Origin of the sequence: Neglectibacter caecimuris, from assembly GCF_034335015.1 — a bacterium.
GTDB classification, from domain to species: Bacteria; Bacillota; Clostridia; order Oscillospirales; family Acutalibacteraceae; genus Acutalibacter; species Acutalibacter caecimuris_A.
The window spans coordinates 124,387-146,943 of sequence record NZ_JAWXXK010000009.1 but is presented as its reverse complement, the minus strand read 5'-3'; the positions used below and the strand labels follow the sequence as shown (position 1 = coordinate 146,943).

Annotated in this window: 35 protein-coding genes; all 35 read right to left on the bottom strand. The window is 51.6% G+C overall.

What is annotated here, in order from left to right:
• Positions 1-889: 889 nt before the first annotated feature.
• The 35 genes from rplQ to U8T64_RS12405 all read right to left on the bottom strand — a co-directional run bounded on the left by rplQ (position 890) and on the right by U8T64_RS12405 (position 22,554).
• A complete protein-coding gene (gene rplQ, locus U8T64_RS12575; protein WP_322183984.1) occupies positions 890-1,231 on the bottom strand; it encodes a 50S ribosomal protein L17 in 342 nt (113 codons plus the stop codon).
• A 30-nt stretch (positions 1,232-1,261) separates the two neighbouring features.
• On the bottom strand, positions 1,262-2,215 hold the full coding sequence (locus U8T64_RS12570; RefSeq protein ID WP_322183982.1) for a DNA-directed RNA polymerase subunit alpha: 954 nt from the start codon (positions 2,213-2,215) through the stop codon (positions 1,262-1,264).
• An 88-nt stretch (positions 2,216-2,303) separates the two neighbouring features.
• Positions 2,304-2,930, bottom strand: coding sequence for a 30S ribosomal protein S4 (gene rpsD, locus U8T64_RS12565; RefSeq protein ID WP_322183981.1), 627 nt, complete (start codon positions 2,928-2,930; stop codon positions 2,304-2,306).
• Between the two features lie 25 nt (positions 2,931-2,955).
• Positions 2,956-3,357, bottom strand: coding sequence for a 30S ribosomal protein S11 (gene rpsK / locus U8T64_RS12560; RefSeq protein WP_322183979.1), 402 nt, complete (start codon positions 3,355-3,357; stop codon positions 2,956-2,958).
• Between the two features lie 15 nt (positions 3,358-3,372).
• Positions 3,373-3,741, bottom strand: a complete 369-nt coding sequence (gene rpsM, locus U8T64_RS12555; RefSeq protein ID WP_322183977.1) for a 30S ribosomal protein S13 — start codon at positions 3,739-3,741, stop codon at positions 3,373-3,375.
• A gap of 30 nt (positions 3,742-3,771) precedes the next feature.
• The gene (rpmJ, locus tag U8T64_RS12550) at positions 3,772-3,885 is read right to left on the bottom strand and encodes a 50S ribosomal protein L36 (protein ID WP_322183975.1); all 114 of its coding nucleotides are present in this window, start codon (positions 3,883-3,885) and stop codon (positions 3,772-3,774) included.
• 457 nt (positions 3,886-4,342) lie between these two features.
• A complete protein-coding gene (gene infA / locus U8T64_RS12545; protein WP_322184002.1) occupies positions 4,343-4,561 on the bottom strand; it encodes a translation initiation factor IF-1 in 219 nt (72 codons plus the stop codon).
• Positions 4,562-4,603: 42 nt separating this feature from the next.
• Positions 4,604-4,867: a KOW domain-containing RNA-binding protein gene (locus U8T64_RS12540; protein ID WP_322183973.1), complete on the bottom strand. Its 264-nt coding sequence runs from the start codon at positions 4,865-4,867 to the stop codon at positions 4,604-4,606.
• Between the two features lie 10 nt (positions 4,868-4,877).
• Positions 4,878-5,630, bottom strand: a complete 753-nt coding sequence (map, locus tag U8T64_RS12535) for a type I methionyl aminopeptidase (RefSeq protein WP_322183971.1) — start codon at positions 5,628-5,630, stop codon at positions 4,878-4,880.
• Entirely contained in the window at positions 5,627-6,265 is a 639-nt protein-coding gene (locus U8T64_RS12530) for an adenylate kinase (RefSeq protein WP_322183969.1), read from the bottom strand. Before U8T64_RS12530 ends, map begins: the two co-directional genes overlap by 4 nt.
• 14 nt (positions 6,266-6,279) lie before the next feature.
• The gene (gene secY, locus U8T64_RS12525; RefSeq protein WP_322183967.1) at positions 6,280-7,581 is read right to left on the bottom strand and encodes a preprotein translocase subunit SecY; all 1,302 of its coding nucleotides are present in this window, start codon (positions 7,579-7,581) and stop codon (positions 6,280-6,282) included.
• 1 nt (position 7,582) lies between these two features.
• The gene (gene rplO / locus U8T64_RS12520; RefSeq protein WP_322183966.1) at positions 7,583-8,023 is read right to left on the bottom strand and encodes a 50S ribosomal protein L15; all 441 of its coding nucleotides are present in this window, start codon (positions 8,021-8,023) and stop codon (positions 7,583-7,585) included.
• A 20-nt stretch (positions 8,024-8,043) separates the two neighbouring features.
• Positions 8,044-8,211, bottom strand: a complete 168-nt coding sequence (gene rpmD, locus U8T64_RS12515; RefSeq protein WP_322183964.1) for a 50S ribosomal protein L30 — start codon at positions 8,209-8,211, stop codon at positions 8,044-8,046.
• Between the two features lie 14 nt (positions 8,212-8,225).
• A complete protein-coding gene (rpsE, locus tag U8T64_RS12510; protein ID WP_322184000.1) occupies positions 8,226-8,699 on the bottom strand; it encodes a 30S ribosomal protein S5 in 474 nt (157 codons plus the stop codon).
• Positions 8,700-8,741: 42 nt separating this feature from the next.
• On the bottom strand, positions 8,742-9,101 hold the full coding sequence (rplR, locus tag U8T64_RS12505) for a 50S ribosomal protein L18 (protein WP_322183962.1): 360 nt from the start codon (positions 9,099-9,101) through the stop codon (positions 8,742-8,744).
• Between the two features lie 21 nt (positions 9,102-9,122).
• A complete protein-coding gene (gene rplF, locus U8T64_RS12500; protein ID WP_322183961.1) occupies positions 9,123-9,671 on the bottom strand; it encodes a 50S ribosomal protein L6 in 549 nt (182 codons plus the stop codon).
• A 19-nt stretch (positions 9,672-9,690) separates the two neighbouring features.
• Complete coding sequence (rpsH, locus tag U8T64_RS12495; RefSeq protein WP_322183959.1) at positions 9,691-10,089, bottom strand: 30S ribosomal protein S8; 399 nt, start codon at positions 10,087-10,089, stop codon at positions 9,691-9,693.
• A 236-nt stretch (positions 10,090-10,325) separates the two neighbouring features.
• Positions 10,326-10,511, bottom strand: coding sequence for a type Z 30S ribosomal protein S14 (locus U8T64_RS12490; protein WP_322183957.1), 186 nt, complete (start codon positions 10,509-10,511; stop codon positions 10,326-10,328).
• 15 nt (positions 10,512-10,526) lie between these two features.
• On the bottom strand, positions 10,527-11,066 hold the full coding sequence (gene rplE / locus U8T64_RS12485; protein ID WP_322183955.1) for a 50S ribosomal protein L5: 540 nt from the start codon (positions 11,064-11,066) through the stop codon (positions 10,527-10,529).
• A 17-nt stretch (positions 11,067-11,083) separates the two neighbouring features.
• Positions 11,084-11,404, bottom strand: coding sequence for a 50S ribosomal protein L24 (rplX, locus tag U8T64_RS12480; protein WP_322183953.1), 321 nt, complete (start codon positions 11,402-11,404; stop codon positions 11,084-11,086).
• 15 nt (positions 11,405-11,419) lie between these two features.
• Entirely contained in the window at positions 11,420-11,788 is a 369-nt protein-coding gene (rplN, locus tag U8T64_RS12475; protein ID WP_322183951.1) for a 50S ribosomal protein L14, read from the bottom strand.
• Positions 11,789-11,846: 58 nt separating this feature from the next.
• Positions 11,847-12,089 (bottom strand): 30S ribosomal protein S17, encoded by a 243-nt coding sequence (gene rpsQ, locus U8T64_RS12470; protein WP_322183998.1) that lies wholly within the window; start codon positions 12,087-12,089, stop codon positions 11,847-11,849.
• 36 nt (positions 12,090-12,125) lie between these two features.
• On the bottom strand, positions 12,126-12,329 hold the full coding sequence (gene rpmC / locus U8T64_RS12465; protein WP_322183949.1) for a 50S ribosomal protein L29: 204 nt from the start codon (positions 12,327-12,329) through the stop codon (positions 12,126-12,128).
• A 3-nt stretch (positions 12,330-12,332) separates the two neighbouring features.
• Positions 12,333-12,749 (bottom strand): 50S ribosomal protein L16, encoded by a 417-nt coding sequence (rplP, locus tag U8T64_RS12460; protein WP_322183947.1) that lies wholly within the window; start codon positions 12,747-12,749, stop codon positions 12,333-12,335.
• Positions 12,750-13,493 (bottom strand): 30S ribosomal protein S3, encoded by a 744-nt coding sequence (gene rpsC, locus U8T64_RS12455; protein WP_322183945.1) that lies wholly within the window; start codon positions 13,491-13,493, stop codon positions 12,750-12,752.
• Between the two features lie 18 nt (positions 13,494-13,511).
• Positions 13,512-13,847 carry a 50S ribosomal protein L22 gene (gene rplV / locus U8T64_RS12450; protein WP_322183943.1) on the bottom strand — a complete coding sequence of 112 codons (336 nt, stop codon included), beginning with the start codon at positions 13,845-13,847 and terminating at the stop codon, positions 13,512-13,514.
• 21 nt (positions 13,848-13,868) lie between these two features.
• On the bottom strand, positions 13,869-14,141 hold the full coding sequence (gene rpsS / locus U8T64_RS12445; RefSeq protein ID WP_322183941.1) for a 30S ribosomal protein S19: 273 nt from the start codon (positions 14,139-14,141) through the stop codon (positions 13,869-13,871).
• Between the two features lie 61 nt (positions 14,142-14,202).
• On the bottom strand, positions 14,203-15,036 hold the full coding sequence (rplB, locus tag U8T64_RS12440; protein WP_322183939.1) for a 50S ribosomal protein L2: 834 nt from the start codon (positions 15,034-15,036) through the stop codon (positions 14,203-14,205).
• A 210-nt stretch (positions 15,037-15,246) separates the two neighbouring features.
• Positions 15,247-15,537 carry a 50S ribosomal protein L23 gene (rplW, locus tag U8T64_RS12435; protein ID WP_322183937.1) on the bottom strand — a complete coding sequence of 97 codons (291 nt, stop codon included), beginning with the start codon at positions 15,535-15,537 and terminating at the stop codon, positions 15,247-15,249.
• Positions 15,537-16,160, bottom strand: a complete 624-nt coding sequence (gene rplD / locus U8T64_RS12430; RefSeq protein WP_322183935.1) for a 50S ribosomal protein L4 — start codon at positions 16,158-16,160, stop codon at positions 15,537-15,539. The genes rplW and rplD overlap by 1 nt, the downstream gene beginning before the upstream one ends.
• Positions 16,161-16,177: 17 nt before the next feature.
• Complete coding sequence (gene rplC / locus U8T64_RS12425) at positions 16,178-16,810, bottom strand: 50S ribosomal protein L3 (protein WP_322183933.1); 633 nt, start codon at positions 16,808-16,810, stop codon at positions 16,178-16,180.
• Positions 16,811-16,954: 144 nt separating this feature from the next.
• Entirely contained in the window at positions 16,955-17,266 is a 312-nt protein-coding gene (rpsJ, locus tag U8T64_RS12420; protein ID WP_066650219.1) for a 30S ribosomal protein S10, read from the bottom strand.
• Positions 17,267-17,995: 729 nt separating this feature from the next.
• Positions 17,996-18,976: a hypothetical protein gene (locus U8T64_RS12415; RefSeq protein ID WP_322183931.1), complete on the bottom strand. Its 981-nt coding sequence runs from the start codon at positions 18,974-18,976 to the stop codon at positions 17,996-17,998.
• 55 nt (positions 18,977-19,031) lie between these two features.
• Positions 19,032-20,663: an ABC transporter ATP-binding protein gene (locus U8T64_RS12410; protein ID WP_322183929.1), complete on the bottom strand. Its 1,632-nt coding sequence runs from the start codon at positions 20,661-20,663 to the stop codon at positions 19,032-19,034.
• Between the two features lie 55 nt (positions 20,664-20,718).
• Positions 20,719-22,554 (bottom strand): DUF1611 domain-containing protein, encoded by a 1,836-nt coding sequence (locus tag U8T64_RS12405; RefSeq protein ID WP_322183927.1) that lies wholly within the window; start codon positions 22,552-22,554, stop codon positions 20,719-20,721.
• Between the last annotated feature and the right edge of the window lie 3 nt (positions 22,555-22,557).

Genomic DNA, 22,557 nt, shown 5'->3' with positions numbered 1-22,557 from the left:
TCGCCTCCCCTTATTTATAGAGGGGAAGCAGACCGCTTTGCAGTCTGCGGGGACCGCCGAACGGTGAGCGCGTCCCAGTGGGACGCTGGTGCGAACTGTTCTCAGCTGTCGCTTCGGTCGTTGCTGGGCGTGCCCCACCGGGGCACAGCAACCGAGCCGACAGGCGAGAACGGTAGAAGGGATAGTCACACGTAGAAAGTGGCATAAAACCACTAGTTTTAATCCCCTCAGTCAGCCTATCGGCTGACAGCTCCCCTTACTCGCGCAAGTGGAGCCTAAGAGCACTGCTGAACAATAATTTGTGGAGCTAACAAATAGCACTAACCTCTCGCCTCCCCTTATTTATAGAGGGGAAGCAGACCGCTTTGCAGTCTGCGGGGACCGCCGAACGGCGGTGGAAGGGATAGTCACACGCAGAAAGTGACATAAAACCGCCAGTTTTATCCCCTCCGTCACGGCAGAGCCGTGACAGCTCCCCTTACTCGCGCAAGTGGAGCCTAAGAGCGCTGCTGAACTACAATTTGGAGAGCTAACAAGTAGCACTAACCCCTTGCCTTCCCTGAACAGGGGAAGAAGGTTGCTTTGCAACCTTCTGGAACCACCGTCAGAGTGAGCGCGTCCCGGTGGCGCTTGTTCTGCACCGACCGAACCGACAGGTGAGACCGTTGCTGGGCGTGCCCCACCGGGGCACAGCAACCGAGCCGACAGGCGAGAAAACCAAGGGTTGTGCGCTAAACTACAATTTATCGGCAAGCTACTCACTTTCCTCCTGTCATGATCATTCTTCATTCTACGCCCTACCCAGAAAGCGGCCCTGCTGAAAACAGTTGTTTTCGGCAGGGCCGCTTTCTTCTGACTTATTTACCAAAAGAGTCGTTTTCGCTTTTTCTTACAGCAGCTCCAAGATCGCCATTTCGGCGGCGTCGCCGCGCCTCGGGCCAAGCTTGGTAATGCGGGTGTAGCCGCCGTTGCGGTCAGCGTACTTGGGGGCGATCTCCGTAAACAGCTTATTGGTCACGCTTTCCTTGGTGATAAAGCTCATCACCAGGCGCTTGTTCTGGAGATTTTCCTCCTTGGCGATGGTGATCATCTTTTCGGCCATGGAACGCACCTCTTTGGCGCGGGTCACGGTCGTTTCGATCTTGCCGTTTTCAAAGAAGAAGGTTACCAGCCCACGAAGCATGGCGGTTCTATGGGCGGTGTCTCTTCCCAGCTTTCTGGTTCCCGGCATGGTATTCACTCCTATCCGTATAAAGTAGGTTTATTCGTCGTCCTTACGCAGACTGAAGCCCAGGGAAGCCAGCTTCCACACAACTTCCTCCAGCGATTTGCGGCCCAGGTTGCGGACCTTCATCATGTCCTCTTCGGACTTGTTGATCAGGTCCTCCACCGTGTTGATTCCCGCCCTCTTCAGGCAGTTGAAGGAACGGACGGACAGATCCAGCTCCTCGATGGTCATTTCCAGCGCCTTTTCCTTGCCGCCCTCGTCCTTTTCCACCATGATCTCGGTGCTCTTGCCCTTATCGGACAGATCCACAAAGAGATTCAGGTGGTCGGTAAGAACCTTCGCCGCAAGGGATACGGCTTCCTGCGCGGTGATCACCCCGTTGGTCCACACATCCAGCGTCAGCTTGTCGTAATCGATGCTCTGGCCCACGCGGGTGCTTTCGACGTTGAAATTTACCTTGAGCACAGGTGTGTAAATAGAATCGACCGCAATTTCGCCGATCACGCCTTCCGGCATGCTTTGTTTATTGCGCTCGTTCGAGATGTAACCCCTTCCCTTATCCAGGGTCAGCTCCATATAGAGCTTTGCCCCGTCGCCCAGGGTGGCGATGTGCAGCTCCGGATTAAGGACCTCCACCTCGCTGTCTCCCTTGATCGCCGCTGCAGTGACCTCACAGGGGCCCTCCGCGGAGATCTCAACGGTTTTTGCCTCGTCGCAGTGCAGCTTCGCCACAAGGCCCTTGATGTTGAGAACGATCTCGGTCACGTCTTCCTTTACGCCTGGGATGGTGGAAAATTCGTGCAGCACGCCGTCGATCTTTACAGATTTGACAGCCACGCCCGGCAGGCTGGAAAGCAGAACCCTGCGAAGGCTGTTTCCCAAGGTAGTGCCGAAGCCTCTTTCCAGAGGCTCCACCACGAACTTGCCATAGGTGCCGTTATCGGAAATTTCCTCTATTGTAATTTTGGGTCTTTCTATCTCAATCATCCGCGATCCTCCCTTGCATATCTAATGCAATTTACACTTGCGCAAAGTTTGCCGAACTGTCTTTCCCGCCTCATAAAGCGGCAGGGCATTACTTGGAGTACAACTCGACGATCAGGGTCTCGTCTACTTCCAGATCAATGTCCTCGCGGGCAGGCATTGCGGCGATCTTCGCCTGTGCATTGGCGGCATCCACATCCAGCCACTTGGGAACGGGACGGGAAGAATTGCTCTCGATCACAGCCTTGAACTTATCGCTCTGGCGGCTGCCGTCCTTGATAGCTACCAGCTCACCGGGCTTCACCAGGTAAGAGGGAATATCCACCTTCTTGCCGTTTACGGTGAAATGGCCATGTACCACCAGCTGGCGGGCCTCCGCGCGGGAGCTGGCCCAGCCGCAGCGATACACCACGTTGTCCAGCCGGGATTCCAGCAGGATCAGCAGGTTGTCGCCGGCCTTGCCGGGCATTTTGGTACCCATCTCATAGTAGTGGCGGAACTGATTTTCCAAAACACCGTAAAAACGGCGGGTCATCTGCTTGGCGCGCAGCTGCATACCGTATTCGGAAGTCTTTTTACGGCCCTGTCCGTGCTGGCCGGGGGCATATGCTCTGCGGGTGATCGCGCACTTATCTGTGTAGCAGCGCTCGCCCTTCAGGAACAGCTTCTGGCCCTCCCTGCGGCACAGCTTGCACACAGCTTCTGTATATCTTGCCATTTCTAGTACCTCCTGATTCGGTATTTTACACGCGTCTTCTCTTGGGAGGACGGCATCCGTTATGGGGAATGGGCGTTACATCCTTGATCATGCTTACGTCCAGGCCGGCGGCCTGCAAAGCGCGGATAGCGGCTTCACGGCCGGCGCCGGGGCCCTTTACATAGACCTCAACGGACTTCATGCCATGCTCCATAGCCAGGCGGGCGGCGGTTTCAGCCGCGGTCTGCGCGGCAAAGGGAGTGGATTTCCTGGAGCCTCTGAAGCCCAGCTCACCGGAGCTGGCCCAGGAGATCGCATTGCCCTGCGTATCGGTAATGGTGACAATGGTATTGTTAAATGTGGACTGGATATGGGCAGCGCCGCGTTCAATGTTCTTGCGCTCACGGCGGCGGCGTACTGTACCCTTTGTGCCCTTCTGTGCTGCCATGGAATCAATCCCTCCTTACTTTTTCTTGTTCGCCATGGTCTTTCTGGGACCTTTGCGGGTTCTGGCGTTGGTCTTCGTGCGCTGGCCTCTTACCGGAAGGCCCTTGCGGTGACGGACGCCGCGGTAACAGCCGATCTCAATGAGGCGCTTGATATCGAACGCCAGGTCGCGGCGCAGGTCGCCTTCCACGTGGCAGTTCTTATCGATATAGTCTCTCAGCTTCGCCGTATCGTCTTCGGAAAGGTCACGGACCCGGATATCGGGATTCACGCCGGTAGCGGCGCAGATATTGCTGGCGGTCTTGCGGCCGATGCCATAAATATGGGTCAGCGCAATTTCGATCCGCTTGTCTCTGGGCAAGTCAATGCCTGAAATACGAGCCATTCTGATACCTCCAATGCTTGATCGCCGGGCTTAGCCCTGGCGCTGCTTATGCTTGGGATTGTCACAGATTACCATGACCTTGCCCTTGCGCTTGATAACCTTGCACTTCTCGCACATCTTCTTAACAGAAGGTCTGACTTTCATCGTGTGTACCTCCTTTTTTTACTCCGGCCTCAGTTTGCAAAACCAATTGGTTTACTCCCCGATGCCTCGGCTTAGCGATGTTCTTTCGCTTTCTCACTCCGGCCTCAGTTTGCAAAACCAATTGGTTTACTCCCCGATGCCTCGGCTCAGCGATGTTCTTTCGCTTTCTCACTCCGGCCTCAGTTTGCAAAACCAATCGGTTTACTCCCCGATGCCTCGGCTTAGCGATGTTCTTTCGCTTTCTCACTCCGGCCTCAGTTTGCAAAACCAATTGGTTTACTCCCCGATGCCTCGGTTCAGCGATGTTCTTTCGCTTTCTCACTCCGGCCTCAGTTCGTGCAGCCTCATAGCTTACTCCCCGATGCCTCGGTTCAGCGATGTTCTTTTGCTTTCTCACTCCGGCCTTCAACGCCGGCGCCGTCATTCTGATTTGCGCGTTCCCCGCAAGCCCTTCCGCTTACTTGGAGCGCCAGGTGATCCGGCCCTTGGTCAGGTCATAGGGAGACATCTCCATTGTGACCTTATCGCCGGGCAGGATCCGGATAAAGTTCATCCGCAGCTTGCCGGAAATGTGAGCCAGCACCATATGGCCGTTTTGCAATTCGACCTGGAAGGTTGCGTTGGGCAGGGCTTCCTTCACAACGCCCTGCACTTCAATTACGTCCTGTTTTGACACTCTCAATCACCATACCTTTCGAGGAAAATACCGGGTTCTCCGCTACTTTCCGGATTGCTTCCGCACGCTGTCCTGAAAAGGACGGAGCGCGGTACGTATCTGCCGATCGGTCCGCAAGGCTTCCTCCGGCAGCACCGTGGCCGTGGGGGCCAAATGGAACAGCTTTTTTCGTTTGGGCCGTTCCAACGGTCTTCTCTTTCCATCGCACACCAGCGCGAAGGGAGGAGAAACCTCTAGCACTGTCAAAAAACCGCCTTTATCATGGCCTGCAAGGGATCTTACCACCTGGCCGCGCTTTACTTCCATAGCGGCCTCCTTACTCAAGCCGTGTCAAAATAACCGGCCCGTCAGGGGTGATGGCTACCGTGTGTTCAAAGTGAGCGGAAAGGCTTCCGTCCTTTGTTACGGTGGTCCATCCGTCAGGCAGTATTCTCACTGCGCAGCCACCCGCGTTGATCATGGGCTCAATGGCTATTACCATGCCCGGCAACAGACGCACGCCCCTGCCGGGGGTGCCGTAATTGGGTACGCTGGGATCTTCGTGCATGTTCGCACCTACTCCGTGGCCGACAAATTCTCGTACCACCGAGTAATTGCGAGCCTCGACATACTCCTGAATCGCGTGGCCGATATCGCCCAAGCGATTTCCGGGACGGGCCTGCTCTATCCCTAAGAACAAGCCCTTCTCGGTCGCGTCCAAAAGCGCCTGCGCTTCCCCGCTGATCTCGCCGCAGGGAAAGGTCCAGGCGTTGTCGCCGTGGAAGCCTTCATAGTGAGCGCCCACATCGATCCCGACGATATCGCCTTTTTTCAGGATCTGGCTTTTGGAGGGTATGCCGTGGATCACCACGTCGTTTACAGAGATACATGTGCTGGCAGGGAATCCATCATAATTCAGAAAGCTGGGCGTGGCCCCCATCTTCTCGATATACTCCCGGGCGATCTTATCGATCTCCCAGGTGGAGACGCCGGGTTCCACCGCCTCTCCCGCCAGCCTCAGTGCTTTTTGTGAAATCTGCCCGGCCTTCCGCATGACGGAAAGCTCCCGGCTGGTTTTCAGCACGATCATGTGAGATCCTCCAGAGCTTCCAGAGTCAAGCGGGTGGTATCCTCCACCTTTTCCTGACCGTGGACCACAAGCAGCTTGCCCTGCTTGCTGTAAAACTCCTTGAGAGGTTCCGTCTGGCTGTGATACACCTCCAGACGCTCTTTCACCGTATCGGGGTGGTCATCCTTGCGCTGAATGAGGGTGCCGCCGCAGGCGTCGCATTTTCCCTCCTCCTTGGGCTGCTTATACAGCACATGGTAGGAGGAGCCGCACTTTTCGCAGACACGGCGTCCGGACATTCGGGTTACGATATCTTCATCGGCTACTTCAATATCCAGCACCGCGTCGATACCCGCCCCCATGGCGTCCAGAGCCTCGGCCTGGGGAATGGTTCTGGGGAAGCCGTCCAGGATGAAGCCGTTTTTGCAGTCATCCTCTTTGATCCGGTCCTTGATGATGCCGATGAGGATCTCATCGGGCACCAGCTGACCGCTCTCCATATACGACTTGGCCTTCAGACCCATTTCCGTGCCGTTCTTCAGCGCTTCACGGAGAATGTTCCCCGTGGAGATCGTGGGAATATTTTTCTTTTGGCAGATAATTTCCGCCTGGGTGCCTTTTCCGGCGCCCGGAGCCCCTAAAAGAATCAGTTTCATCTCGTTACTCCTTCTCAGTCAAGGAAGCCCTTGTAATGACGCATCATCATCTGGGACTCCATCTGCTTGACAGTTTCCAGCGCCACACCGACGATAATGATAATGGACGTACCGCCCAAAGACAGGCCGTTCATACCAGTCACCTTGGTGTAGATAATGGGCACCAGAGCCACAAACGCCAGGAACAACGCGCCGATCAGCGTTACCTTGGAAAGGATCTTGGCAATGAAATCCGCCGTGGGCTTACCGGGACGGATACCCGGGATCGTACCGTTGCTCTGACGGAGATTATTGGCCATCTCCAGGGGATTATACTGCACTGTCATATAGAAATACGCAAACACAATGATCATCAGGAAATACAGCACGATATAGATCCACCCGGTCTGCTCGAAAGCGTTGAAGAAGCCGGCCCAGAAGGTTCCTTCCGCAGGCTTTACAAAGAAGTGAATGAACTGGGGGATAAACAAAATGGAGTTAGCAAAGATCACGGGCATAACACCGCTCATCGCTACCTTGACAGGCAGAAATGTGCTTTGTCCGCCGTACATCTTGCGGCCTACCACCTTTTTGGCGTACTGCACCGGAATGCGGCGCTCCGCCTCGTTCATAAAGACGATGACCCAGATCACAGCCAGGAACATCACGACAAACAGGATCACCAGAGCGATATACAGCGTACCCAGCGAGGCATACTGCATGGCCGTTCCCACCATAGAGGGAAGCCGCGCGATAATGCCTGCCAACAGAATGATGGAAATACCGTTGCCGATACCCTTTTCATTGATCTGCTCGCCCATCCACATGATCAGCGCCGTACCGGCGGTGAAGGTCAGGATAATGGTAATGGCTACGAATACTCCGATAAAGCCGTCCGTGTACTTGACAATGGCAGAATTCCGAAGATACACATAGTAGGCGGTACCCTGGATCAGGCCCAGCAGCACGGTGACATACCGGGTAATGGTAGCGATCTTTTTCCGTCCCGCTTCCCCTTCCTTGGCGAGCCTTTCCAGCGGAGGAATGGCCACCTGCAGCAGCTGCATAATAATGGAGCTGTTGATATAGGGGGTAATACCCATGGCAAACAGGGAAGCGTAAGAGAACGCGCCGCCTGTCAGCATATTGATATAGCCCAGAGCCGTGTTTCCTGTTCCCTGCTCGGCTTCCTTCATCAGGTTTGCCAGGCTGGAAGCATTGAGGAAGGGCACGGGGATCACAGAGCCGAAGCGGAATACGATGATGATCAGCAGCGTGTACAGGATCTTCTTGCGAAGGTCCGGGATCCGCCATGCGTTTTTGATGGTATTAAACAACTCAGATCACCTCGGCCTTTCCGCCCGCAGCCTCGATCTTTGCTTTCGCGGCCTCGGAAAAAGCGGTAGCCTTTACGGTCAGCTTCTTCACCAGTCTGCCGTTACTCAGGATCTTTACGCCGTCGCAGCTCTTTTTCACGATGCCGGCTTCCTTCAGCGCGGCAATATCCACTGCCGCTCCGTCCTCAAACCTGTTCAGCGTTCCCACGTTGACGGAAATAATTTCTTTCGCAAAGATATTGTTGAACCCGCGCTTGGGGATTCTTCTCTGCAAAGGCATCTGACCGCCTTCAAAGCCGGGTCTCATTCCGTGGCCCGCTCTGGCCTTCTGGCCCTTATGGCCCTTACCGGCGGTTTTTCCGTTACCGGAGCCGTGGCCTCTGCCGATGCGCTTGCGCTCCTGCGTAGAGCCGGGCGCAGCTGTCAGCTGATTGAGCTTCATTCTCATGCACCTCCTTGAGCTTATTTGCTTACCTCGATCAGATGGCTGATCTTCTTGATCTTACCCTGTGTAGGGGCATTATCGGGCTGCTCGGTCTTATCGCCGACCTTTTTGAGCCCCAGGGAAAGAGCGGTGGCGATTTGGTCCTTTTTGCAGCCGATCAGGCTTTTCTTCAAAGTGATTGTCACAGTCGCGCCCTCCCTTACAGAATTTCTTTCGCGGTCTTGCCGCGGATCGCCGCGACTTCCTCAGCGGTACGCAGCTGGGTGAGACCCATCATGGTAGCGCGCACAACGTTGCAGGGGTTCTTGGAACGCAGGGCCTTCGCGCGGATATCCTTGATCCCGGCGCTCTCTACCACCGCACGGACCGGGCCGCCGGCGATAACGCCGGTACCGGGAGCGGCAGGCTTCAGAATGACCTTGCCCGCGCCGAACTCACCGATGATCTCATGGGGGATCGTAGAGCCCCGCAGAGAAATGGTGGTCAGGTTCTTCTTAGCGTCTTCAATGCCCTTGCGGATCGCGTCCGGCACTTCAGAGGCCTTGCCAATGCCAAAGCCCACAGTACCGTTGCCGTCGCCTACGACCACCAGAGCGGAAAACTTCATGATGCGGCCGCCTTTTACGGTTTTGGAAACACGGTTGATGGAAACCACGCGCTCCTGCATCTCCATTGTGGAAGCGTCTATATTACTAGCCAACTTGATTCCTCCTTTTTAGAAGTTGAGGCCGCCCTCACGGGCGCCTTCGGCCAGCTCTTTGACGCGGCCGTGGAAGATATAGCCTCCGCGGTCAAAGACCACGTCGGTGATTCCCTTTTCCGCCGCCCGCTTGGCAATCAGCTTGCCAACCTCACGGGCAGCTTCCTTGTTGCCGCCGTTTCCGCTGAAGCTCTTGTCCAGAGTAGACGCGGCACAGAGGGTATTGCCCGTTGTGTCGTCGATGATCTGGGCATAGATATTGGCGGAGGAGCGGAACACATTCAGGCGGGGGCAGGCTGCCGTGCCTGAGATCTTGCCGCGCACTCTCTTATGGCGGCGAAGGCGTGCTTTATTCGTATCCGGTTTATTGACCATTTCTTCTCAACTCCTTCAATCTTATCCTTTCGCGCCCTTACCGGCTTTGCCTTCCTTATGGCGCACATACTCGCCGGCATAGCGGATACCCTTGCCCTTGTAAGGCTCCGGGGGCCGCTTCTCGCGGACTTCCGCCGCAAACTGGCCGACCTTCTGCTTATCAATGCCGGAGATCACGATCGTGTTGGGATTCGGAGCCTCGATCTTGATATCCTCGGTGTCAGACATGGTCACCTGATGGGAAAAGCCCAGGTTCATCACAAGGTCCTTCCCCTGCTTCTGCACACGGTAGCCAACGCCCTGCACGTCCAGAGTTTTCTGGAAGCCCTCGGTAACGCCCACCACCATATTGTGGATCAGCGTCCGGGTCAGGCCGTGGAGAGACCGGGATTCCTTCTCATCGTCAGGACGGGTCACCAAAATCTCGCTGCCCTCCACCGCTACGGTCATCTTCGGATGAAACGTCTGGGTCAGAGTACCCTTGGGGCCCTTGACCGTCACTTCACTGCCGTTGATCTTTACTTCAACGCCAGCGGGAATATTTATGGGTTTTCTTCCAATTCTCGACATTCCGTCGCACCCCCTTCTTTTACCAAATGAACGCCAGCACTTCGCCGCCGACGTTTTCTTTTCTTGCCGCCTTGTCTGTCATAATGCCCTTGGAGGTGGAGATGATGGCCACACCCAGGCCTTTCATCACGCGGGGCAGCTCCTGCGCGCTGGAATAAATCCGCAGGCCGGGCTTGGAAACTCTCTTAAGGCCCTTAATGACCGGAACCTTGCCCTCGGCGTACTTCAAGGTGATCGTGATAACGCCCTGCTTTCCGTCCTCCGCGACAGTGAAGTGCTTTACATAGCCCTCGTCAACCAGGATCTGGCAGATGGCCTTCTTCATGTTGGAAGCGGGCACCTCAACGGTATCGTGCTTCGCGGACTGCGCGTTGCGGACGCGGGTCAGCAAATCGGCAATAGGATCAGTAATCTGCATGACTTAATAACCTCCTTCTGGTAATCAGTATCATGTTTTTTTGGAAAGCGCCTTCCCAAAAAGAAAGCCGCTTTTTGAAGCTTGTTGTAATCTTAAGAAGTCTGCTTCTTCTGGCAGAGTTACCCAACTTGGCAAAGTTAGCAGAGTTAGCAGAGTTGCAGAGTTGCGTAGCAACTCCATAAGAAAGCCGCGTAGCGGCTTTTTGCAACTCCATAAGAAAGCTGCGAAGCAGCTTTTTACCAGCTGGCCTTCTTCACGCCGGGGATCTCTCCCTTGTAAGCGAGCTCGCGGAAGCAGATACGGCAGATGCCGAACTTCCGAAGGTAGGCATGCGGCCTGCCGCAGATCTTGCAGCGGTTGTATTCTCTGGTGGAATACTTCTGGGCTCTCTGCTGCTTGATTTTCATAGATGTTTTGGCCACAGTGAAATCCCTCCTTTACCTCATAAACGGAGCGCCCATCAGAGAAAGGAACTCCCGGGCCTCTTCGTCGGTTTTTGCGGTAGTGACGAAGCAGATATCCATGCCCCGTACCTTATCGACCTTATCGTAATCGATTTCGGGGAAGATCAGCTGCTCGCGAATGCCCATGTTGTAGTTCCCTCTGCCGTCAAAGGAATTGGGATTAATGCCGCGGAAGTCGCGGACACGGGGCAGCGCCACGTTGAACAGTCTGTCGAGGAATTCATACATCCGCTCGCCTCTGAGCGTGACCTTCACGCCAATGGGCATTCCCTCACGCAGCTTAAAGTTCGCCACGGATTTCTTTGCCTTACACACCAGGGGCTTCTGGCCGGTAATGGCAGCCAGGTCGCCGCTGATGGCGTCGATCACCTTGGCGTTGTCCTTGGCTTCGCCGGCGCCTACATTGATGACGATCTTGTCCAGCTTCGGGATCTCCATAACGCTCTTGTAGCTGAACTTCTTCATCAGGGCGGGGGCTACTTCTTCTTTGTAGAACTCTTTCATTCTTGCCATCTTCGTTTTTCCCTCCCTTACAGCGATTCGCCGCATTTCTTGCAAATGCGCTCTTTCGTGCCGTCCTGCAAAACCTTATGGCCGACACGGGTGGGCTTTCCGCAGCGGGGACAAACCACCTGCACTTTGCAGGCATAAATGGCGGATTCAGCTTTGATGATACCGCCGGGCTCTCCCATTTTACGGGGCTTTACATGCTTCTGCACGAAGTTGGCGTTCTCGATGATGACCTTGCCTTCCTTGGGGCTGACCTGCATGATCTTCCCCTTCTTGCCGCGGTCCTTACCGCTGAGGATCACAACGGTATCGCCGGTTTTTACATGCATCTTGTTATTCATTGACGTCCACCTCCATCAAAGCACTTCGGGAGCGAGAGACAGGATCTTCAGATACTCCTTGTCTCTGAGCTCGCGGGCCACGGGCCCAAAAATACGGGTGCCCCTGGGGTTCTTGTCGTCACGGATGATCACGGCGGCGTTCTCGTCAAAACGAATGTAGGTGCCGTCGTCTCTGCGCACGCCGGAAGAGGTTCTTACGATGACCGCCTTCACAACGTCGCCCTTCTTTACCACGCCGCCGGGCGCAGCCTTCTTGACAGAAGCTACCACCACGTCGCCGATATTGGCATACCTCCTGCCGGTACCTCCCAGAACGCGAATGCACATAAGCTCCTTCGCGCCGGTGTTGTCGGCAACTTTGAGGTAAGTCTGCTGTTGAATCACAGTGCGTTCCTCCTTTGCTCTAAGCCTTTCTTGGCCTTAAACTGAATGACAGGCCAAATTACTTGGCTTTCTCGATGATCTCGACCAGGCGCCATCTCTTATCCTTGGACAGAGGACGGGTCTCCATGATGCGCACGCGATCTCCCACATTGCACTCGTTGTTCTCATCGTGGGCCTTGCGCTTTACGGTGCGCTTGATGACCTTTCCGTACAGCGGATGCTTTACGCTGTCCTGAATGGCGACCACTACGGTCTTATCCATCTTGTTGCTGACTACATGACCGACAGCTGTTTTTCTCATGTTTCTCTCTTCGCTCACGTCAAATCCTCCCTTCCCTTAGGCGTTCTCAGCGCTCAGCTCGTTCTCGCGGATCACCGTTTTTACACGGGCGATATCCTTTTTCACAGCTGAGATACGCATGGGGTTGTCGAGCTGATTGATAGCGAGCTGGAAACGAAGGTTAAAAAGCTCCGCCTTGAGGTCCCTGAGCTTGCTGTTCAGCTCTTCAGCTGTCAATTCTCTGATTTCTGAAGCTTTCATGACTTACGCCTCCGTTTCTTTCGTTATAACTTTGCACTTGATGGGAAGCTTGTTGGCAGCCAGACGAAGGGCCTCCTTCGCTGTTGCCTCCGGCACCCCGCCCAGCTCAAACATGACGCGGCCGGGCTTTACCACGGCTACCCAGTACTCCGGGGAGCCCTTACCGGAACCCATGCGGGTTTCAGCGGGCTTCTGGGTCACGGGCTTGTCGGGGAAGATCTTGATCCAGACCTTACCGAAACGCTTGCAGTAACGGGTCATGGCCACACGGGCGGCCTCGATTTGGTTACTGGTGATCCAGGCGGGCTCCAGGGCCTGAAGGCCGTAATCGCCATAGGTGATCTTGTTGCCGCGAAGAGCCTTGCCCTTCATGCGGCCTCTCTGTACTCTGCGGTACTTTACGCGCTTAGGAAGTAACATTTATCTGCGGCCTCCTTCCCTTTTTTCTCCGGAACCGCGCCGGTTGTTCGGGCGGTCGCGGCGGTCGTCCCGCCTGCCGCGGTTCTCGTTCCGGTCTTCCCGGCTGCCGCGGTTATCGTTGAGCACCTCGCCCTTGTACAGCCACACCTTTACGCCAATACGGCCATAGGTGGTGTTCGCCTCGGCGAAGCCGTAATCGATATCGGCCCGCAGAGTCTGCAGGGGAATGGTGCCGTCGTGGTACTGCTCGCTGCGGGCAATTTCAGCGCCGTTCAAGCGGCCGGAAACCTGGGTTTTGATTCCCCTGGCGCCCAGACGCATGCTGCGGCCGATACAGCCCTTCATGGCCCGGCGGAACGCGATACGGCGCTCCAGCTGGGAAGCGATGTTCTCAGCCACCAGCTGCGCGTTCAGATCGGGCTGGCGAACCTCGACGATATTGATAACAACGGGCTTCCCCAGCATCTTCTCGCACTGCTGGCGAAGTTTTTCGATCTCTGTGCCGCCCTTGCCGATGACAAGGCCCGGCTTCGCGCAATGAATGTGCACGCGCACCTTAGAGGCGTCGCGCTCGATCTCAATTTTCGGAATGCCCGCGGAATAGAGCTGCTTCTTCAGCATTTTGCGGAGGTTGTAGTCCTGTACGAGAGTATCGCCGAACTCATTGTCCTTCGCGAACCAACGGGAATCCCAGTCTTTAATCACGCCCACACGGAGACCGTGGGGATTCACTTTCTGACCCATAATTTGCCTCCTTACCGCTTACTCTTTTTCCTTCACCACAATGGTGATGTGGGAAGTTCTCTTCAACACCCGGAACGCTCTGCCATGGGCGCTGGGCCGGATCCTCTTCAGGATGGGGCCGGGCGTTACATAGCACTGGGAAACGTAAAGGCTGTTTCTGTCCATGTTGAAATTGTTCTCAGCATTTGCCACAGCAGACTTGAGAAGCTTTTGAAGATCCTCACAGGCAGCCTTGGGGGTATGCTGCAAAATAGCGGCGGCAAGGTCCACCGGCTTGTTCCGGATAAGATCCAGCACGATTCCGACCTTGCGGGGAGAGATACGGGTATAGTTCAATGTTGCTTTCGCTTCCATGATCGATCTGCTCTCCTTTCTTTACTTGGTCGTCTTCGCACCGGCATGACCCTTGAAGGTGCGTGTAGGGGCGAATTCGCCCAGCTTGTGGCCTACCATGTCCTCGGTGATATACACCGGCACATGCTTGCGGCCGTCATGGACCGCGATGGTGTGGCCTACGAAATCCGGGAAGATCATGGAGGCTCTGCTCCAGGTTTTCACGATCTTCTTCTCACCGGCTTCGTTCATAGCCTGGATCCTTTTCAGCAGCACGGGCTGTACAAAAGGTCCTTTTTTCAGACTTCTGCTCATAGCTTGTGATCACTGTCCTTTCGCTTAGTGGTGCGGCGGCTTCGCCGCTATTCCCGTGCGCTTACTTGCCGTTTCTGCGCCTTACGATAAACTTATCGCTGCGGTTGTGGGTCTTGCGGGTCTTGTAACCCAGAGCGGGCTTGCCCCAGGGGGTAACAGGACCGGGACGGCCAACAGGGCTCTTGCCCTCGCCGCCGCCGTGGGGGTGGTCGTTGGGGTTCATTACAGAGCCGCGAACCGTGGGTCTCCAGCCCATGTGACGCTTCCGGCCGGCCTTGCCGATCTTCACGTTCTCATGGTCGATATTGGAAACCTGGCCGATGGAGGCCATGCAGGTCTCCGGCACGTTCCGAAGCTCGCCGGAGGGCAGCCTCAGAAGGGCCATGCCGTTTTCCTTTGCCATCAGCTGGGCCATGATGCCGGCGGCTCTTGCCAGCTGAGCACCCTTGCCGGGATACAGCTCCACGTTGTGAATGAAGGTACCTACGGGAATGCTCTTCAGAGGAAGGGCGTTGCCGGGCTTGATATCGGCGCTTTCGCCGGATACCACCTTGTCTCCCACCTTCATGCCGTTGGCGGCCAGAATATACTTTTTCTCGCCGTCCTCATACTGAATGAGGGCAATAAACGCGGAACGGTTGGGATCGTACTCGATGCTTTGTACAGTGGCCTCCACATCGTGCTTCTGGCGCTTGAAATCGATAATACGGTACTTCTTGCGGTTTCCGCCGCCGCGATGGCGAACGGTGATGCGGCCGTAGCTGTTGCGGCCCGCGTTCTTGTCCAGAGGAGCCAGCAGGCTCTTCTCGGGGCCGTTCTTCGACAGGCTCTGGTAGTCCGTAACGGACATGTTGCGCCTTGCCGCGGTAGTCGGCTTGTAATTCTTGATTGCCATGTGGTTTTCACTCTCCTATTTCGCTTTGCGGGAGCTCGGCGCGCTCCCATTCATGCTGGTTCCAGCACTTTCCATGCTGTGTTTGGTTCTTTTGCCAAGCCCTTCTGCCTGGGCAGATTCGATGGATTTCAGGTGCAGCAGGCCGGGAAGTGTATTTTCGATAAACGACCGGCCGATAAGCCTGAAAGCCGCGAATCTGCCCGACAGAAGTTAGACCATAGATTCAAAGAATTCAATGGTCTTGCTGTCCTCCGTCAGAGTGACAACGGCCTTTTTCCAGCTTCTGGTGTAGCCTTGGTTGCGGCCCTGGCGGCGCAGCTGGCCTCTCACATGGAGGGTGTTCACCTTGCTGACCTTTACGCCGAACAGCTCTTCCACCGCGCGTTTGATATCGATCTTGGTGGAATCCTTACTCACTTCAAAGGTGTACTTCTTCAGGGAGTTTCCGTCCATGGTCTTTTCCGTGATCACGGGGCGGATAATGATATCCTGTGCTGTCATTACGCATACACCTCCTCAATTTTAGCCACCGCATCCTTGACGACGATGAATTTATCGGCGTTCAGGATATCGTACACGTTCAGGGTGTTGACCTGAGCGGTCTTTACACCGGGAATGTTCCGGGCGGAAGCGATCACCTTTTCGTCCACGGTATCGAGAACGATCAGGGCCTTTCTTTCGCTGCCCACCGCCTTCAGCATCTCGGCGATGGTCTTGGTCTTGTAGGCGTCGGTGGTAATGGCGTCCATCACGATCAGCTCGTTGTCCCGAGCCTTGGAAGAAAGGGCGGACTTCATCGCCAGGCGCTTGACCTTCTTATTCAAAGTATAGCTGTAATCTCTGGGCTTCGGCGCGAACACGATGCCGCCGTGGGTCCACTGAGGAGCCCGGGTGCTGCCCTGGCGGGCACGGCCTGTGCCCTTCTGGCGCCACGGCTTTTTGCCGCCGCCGGAAACCTCTGCGCGGGTCAGAGCGGACTGAGTGCCCTGGCGCTGATTGGCAAGGTAATTCTTTACCATGTCGTTCATTACGGAAACATTGGGCTTGATCCCGAATACGGCCTCGGAAAGCTCCTGCTTGCCGACTTCCTTGCCCTGCATGTTCAAAACTGCTACTGTAGGCATTCTGATTCCTCCTTCCCTTATGCTTTCACACTGTCGCGGATGGTCACGATGCCGCCGTTGGGGCCGGGCACAGCGCCCTTTACCGCGATCAGATTATTTTCCGCGTCCACCTTGGCCACGACCAGGTTCTGAACGGTAACGGTCTCAGCGCCCAGATGGCCGGCCATCTTCACTCCCTTAAAAACGCGGGAGGGATCGGAAATGGGGCCGTTGGAGCCGCCGTGACGGGCTACAGGGCCGGTACCGTGGGTCTCCTTCAGGCGGTGGAAATTCCAGCGCTTGATCACGCCCGCGTAGCCTTTGCCCTTGCTCACGCCGGTAACGTCCACGTGTTCTCCGGCTTCAAAAATGTCGGCCTTGATCAGATCGCCCACATTGAGCTCGCTGATATCCTCCAGCCGCAGCTCCCGCAGGGTCTTCTTGGGGGCGACGCCGCCCTTGTCGAAGTGGCCCTTCAGGGGCTTGGAGAGGCGCTGGGGCTTCTGGTCGCCAAAGCCTACCTGAACCGCCTCGTAGCCATCGTTTTCGGCGGTCTTTTTCTGCGTTACCACGCAGGGGCCGGCCTCGATGACGGTGACGGGGATCACTTTCCCCTTCTCATCGAAGATCTGCGTCATGCCGATCTTCTTGCCGATGATTCCTTTTTTCATATTTTTTCCTCCTGTCAGCCATACGGCTCAAGCCTGAACTGCTGTTTTCAGCAGGTTCAAATCCGTGCCGCCCGGCTGGGTTATTGGTTGGGTTTCCCCAACATGACCCTCTGTCTCGGTTGGTAGAAGCATTGGTACAAGTTCTTACAGCTTGATCTCTACTTCTACGCCGGCAGGGAGCTCCAGACCCATCAAAGCCTCAACGGTCTTGTTGGAAGGCCTGAGAATGTCGATCAGTCTCTTATGAGTGCGCATTTCAAACTGTTCCCGGCTGTCCTTATACTTATGAACAGCACGCAGAATGGTGATGATCTGCTTCTCGGTAGGCAGCGGGACCGGGCCTGATACCCTGGCGCCCGTGCGCTTTGCGGTGGCAACGATCTTTTCGGCGGACTGATCCACCAGCTGATGATCGTACCCCTTGATCCTGATCCTGATTTTTTCCTTGACTGCCACGTTAGTCGCCTCCTTATGGAAATTAGTTGGCGGGCTGGGTTTTTTCTTTGCCTGAAAAGGTCTCTCATGTTTTTTACACTGCTCCGGGTGTTCCTACCCAGGGCATCAAAAAACCGAAATCCGCATACGGATTCCGGGAGTGGGAAAAACCCATAACATCCTTTGAAGGGCATACGCTTGGCCTGCCGGGGGCTTCCCGGTGGTTCCGGCTCTTCAAATTCCTTCGCCCGGTTTGAAATCGGACATACTCCACGGAAAAACCGGCCCTTTGGGGGCCGCAACCTCCCGCTTCATCGCATATCTGGCGTTCTCTCTTCCACCCCCGGAATGCTTCCGAAGAAACCTTCCTGGGCGCTTCCAAGAAACGCCTTGTGCAGTCACGCTTGATTATAATACCATGCCCGTCCGGGTTTTGCAAGAGAAAATTCAAAATTTTTTCAAAATTTCCCTTCCTACTGGTAAAACACGATCTTTTTGTGCAAACAAGAGTATTTAAGGCAACTGCTCCAAAGCAAAGGTAATAAGAGCCTATCCCAAAATAATCGGCACACATCTAGCTTGCATATTTTCAACCATACATCGTTGGTTTTTCTTGCCGGGCGACAAGCCCGCCTGCGAAAAATCGCCTCGCCTGGCTGAAAATCTGACAGCACAATCTGCGCGCGTCTTATTTCGGGATAGGCCCTAAGAGTTCTGAATTTTTATCGCTTAGAAAATTCGGATACAAAATTATATCTCCTCCTCTATCAACTCTAAAAACATATCAACAACCTCCAAAAATGCTTTTTTGCATTCGAGGGCTGCTTCAGAAAGCGAATCATTAACAACTGCTCCCTTTATTTTTCTGATCTTGTACTTCCACGCAAGAAAGTAAAGCTTTGACGTTAAATTAAATAGCTGTTCTATCGCCTCATCCTGTGATGGACGCCTCTGAAGTAACCTATCCTCCCTGATCACACCAAGCCTGAATTTCATTAATTTGGCAGACTCTCGTAAGTAATTAGACATTTCACACCATCTAATAAAAAACATTTCAGTGCAGGGGTTTTTGCCGATATCACTTAAAAAATAGTCAATCGCGCTCAATCCATACGCATCGTAATCTCCTATATTTTTTCCCCGCTTCAGCTTCTGAAGCTCCAAATAAACTTTAGAATAGTTTATCTCTTTTTCAACGCTTTTATCAACTTTGAAAGCCAATATGCCATCATTTTCTATAGAGCATGGATTTTCATACATTTTTGCGCTTAAAATCAAATTATCAAAACCAGTCTCAAATTCAACAAATTCCTGACCGGAAAAATCCTTGCAAAAATACACCCTTCTTTCACTGTCTGCCCCGTATATCATCATATGGTGATGCGCCGTATCTCCCTTATGATAAAAAGAAATAGCAGGCTTTGCAACCGGCATATTAATATGGTAGCCATCATTTAGCAAGTCCAATATATTTTTAGGATTTGAAGCAAATTGCATCATAAAGTCTGACGGAATAAATATTCGTTTCAAGCCGCGGATACTTTCATAGTCAATCAAATTTTCAAATCTAACTATAACATCCCTGACAAATTGATGTCTACGCGCATAGAAATTTATGTAGTTCTCTGTAATGATTTTTTTACATACGCAATCGTTTGTATGAAGAGCGGCAAATATCATCGTATCATCTGGAATTGTATGAATCAGCGGCTCAAAAGTCTCATTTTTCATTATTGTATATCCTTACCTTCATCACCTGATACCGTTCGATTGATTCTTTAGCTTCTCACTTTAGCAGTAAGATTTGATCTTCCTCTGTGGTTTCTATGTTGTCATGGCTCACAAGAATGCAGAGCTTATATTTTGATTCTTCACGAATCACCCGGTAGATATCTTCCTTTAACTCAAAATCCAGAGAAGCTGTAGGTTCATCAAAAATTACAATCGGCGAATCTACCGCCAAAGCGCGCGCTATCGAAATCCGCTGACATTGCCCAAAAGAAAGGTTCTTCCCATTTTCCAGTATAGGGGTGTCGATCCCGAGCTCCATAGAAGATATCAATTCCTTTAACTCTGCTTTTTCAAGCACCTTATCCATGATTTCGTTTGGCATTTCGGTATTTTGTAAAAAGATATTCTCCCGGACTGTGCCTGAAAAAACCATGTGCTCTTGGGAGACGTAACTACAGTATTCCCAAAGCTTAGAGGTAACCTTCTCACCGTTATCAAGACAATACGCTATTTCTCCTGTATCTGATTGATACAATCCAAGAAGCAGCTTTAAGAGGGTGGTTTTCCCAGAACCGCTGGGGCCTTTTACGATAGCTAAGCCTGGGGACTTTATTCTGAAATTTAAAGAATCGATCACTTTTTCATCTTTTTGATAACTATAATTGACATCCTTTGCAACTATTTCAACTACCCGATGTTTGGAAGCGGCTTGTTCCGTTTGCTGAATTGCGGGAGTACGGCACAGCTCCTGAATTCGATGATAAGACACACACGAGGATCGAATCTGCGTTAACTGCCCCATCAACTCAGTAAAAGGCCAAACAATATAATTCAAAAGCTGCAAAAAGCCTACTACCGCACCAATAGTCATGTAAGAATTCATAGCTAAATACGCACCTGTGGTTACAGATGCAATCATAGACAATGAGCCCAAAAATCCACTTCCGTAATTCACAAAATTTTTTGACAGCGTTTGCTTTAAGTCTGATTTTACGTAGGAATGATCTAATCCGTAAAACTTTGCAAGCATAAAATCCTTTAAATGAAAAATACGTATCTCTACCGGAAGCCTGAGAATTTCCTGTAGGAACAGCCGCACCTGACTGTCCTTTTCGCGAGTATCAGAAGTTCTTTTTTCCACATAGGGCATCACTTTTTTCATAAAAAGAACAGCCGCAGGCGTTAAAACTAACGAAATTACAGTCAGCTGCCAGCTGAGAAAAAGAGCATAAATAATTCCTATAAGGCAGCTCGCGATACCGGAAAAAAGATCCAAAACCAAAACAGGAACTATTTGGGCACTGATCATTCCATCTTCTAGTATACGGGTCTGTACATCGGCCGTGCTCCAGCTTTCATACTTTCTTAAATCAAAAGACATCAAATTATTTAGAATTTCCCCTTTTAACTGCGAACTGCACCGCAGCGTCAGCTTTCTTTGAAGCCACGCATATACCAAATTACAAACAGCAGTTAAAAGAAAAACAGAAACAGAAAGAACAAGCGCCGTCCATAGAGATAGTTCCGATTCTCCGGCGCCTACATCAATCAAATTCTGAAGACACCAAGCGTTTCCCACTCCCAGCAACGCAAGAACAAGAGTTAAAAAAACACTAATGCATACCATGAAAAAATATTTCCCGGAAAGCAGCTTAAAAAGTTTCAGTATGATCTTAAGCGTATTCATTTGATTTCTCCTTGCTGTTTGCATTTGTAGGCCTGACCCAAAAGAGTAAATAAATTTATTTGAAATGCTCGATAACCAATTCTGATATATTTGAAATTTCATCAAATACGAATACAGGCAAATCAAAAAGTGATTTCAGCTTTTTTCGATGCTGCTCCAATACATCTTTTGATAATCTTTCAAATTCACTCGAAACAATCGACCATCTTCCAGTTTGGCACAGAGGAGAAATTACAATTCCAAGTACTTCTCCTTCAACAACCGAATTACAGTACTGAATTACATTTTTAACATATGAAATTTCATCATCAATATTTACAACCAAAAGAAAAGCATCCGGAAGAGCACCATTAATAAATAAATGGTTCATATACGGTATATTTTCAGCATTTTCAAAGGTAATAGGCAAGGTTTGTGATTGAGTTCCGGTAATAATTAAGTCCGGCTTTGTTTCTGCGATCGAGGATAATATCCATCTCACATTTGATATTACTGCTTCCGGATCAGTCAAAATATTTGAAGCATAACCCATCGGAAAACATTCAGTTGAGCGAAAAAGTATACCTGACGGCTCAGTGGAAAAATGGGCAACTGAAAAGCCAGAACTTTCCATTTGTTCTCTTAATTTCATTTGAAGTGTAAATTTACCTTGGCGCTTACTTGTTCCACAAACGCAAACAACCGGTATTGGTATTAATGGTAACTTTCCAAATGAATTATGTGGATAGAGCCTTTGACTTGCATGCGGAAAATAATATTTCAAATTGCGACTCCGCATTTCTTCTAACTCTCTTTGATAGGGCTCTAACGTGTCAAAGGAAATAATATTTTTATTATATTTAATACAATTTTTCAAAAAACTCATTAATAAGTCTGTTTTTACAATATGTGATAAGTGTTTTGTGTGCCCAATTATCACCGTATCAAATTCATCTGTCCAACATATATGTCTTGCGTTTTGCAATTCCTTGCCGTTTGAATTCTGGCCTTTAAGAATGTCGTTGAAAATTTTGCGATTTTTTGCCAATAAGTAAGGGTGTTCGTAATAACCGCAAATTGAAAAGTTGCAGTAATTTTCAAATCGCAAAACACTATGTATCTCTTTGTTAAATGGAAAAATTATAGATTTTTCCATTTTAAATAGTTTCTCATTTTTCTCAATATTCTTTGTTCTGCTCCCTTTTTCAAGATCAACAAAGCATCTTTTTCTCAATTCTCCTAATACATCATCACAACTGTCCCTCTGACTCAAAATATCGATTATTTGAGAAGTAACATGTGGCGCAGAAAAACTAGAACTAGCAACATATTCATAACGGTCTTCCAACCATGGTAGCCTTTGCGTTGTTCCCATCGCACGTATATTTACAATATTGTCACCAACGTAAATCATTTGCCCGACCCTTGAACATCGCTGTGATAAATCTACTCCAATAACACTTGAGAAAGCCGCTGGATAAGAAATGCCACCATAATTATCAAATGCAGCAACAATAGTCGTTCCTCTATCAACAAAAGAATTGCAAATTTTCTGTAGCATATCCTTATTGAAGCATTCGCATATTCCACAACTTAAGTGAAGCACTTTTGCTTCTATGTTTTTATATACCCAATCCAATATAGAAATGAACGCTTCTTCATCTATTGAAAGATCCTCAAAAAATATTTTTATTGAGCAGATTGAAGGGCAAGACTTGTTTTTTGCTATAATTGAGCAAACTGCTGTTCCATGTCCAATTTGATCTTCAAAACCTAAACTACGTTGAACCGTCCCGTTCGGCTTGCATTTTAGTGAAAAACCTGTAATCTGTTTGCAAAAGCGAACCATTGCCGGATGTTTAAGATTAGTTCCACTGTCTAAAACAACCACATCGAAAGAACCGATTTTCATTTT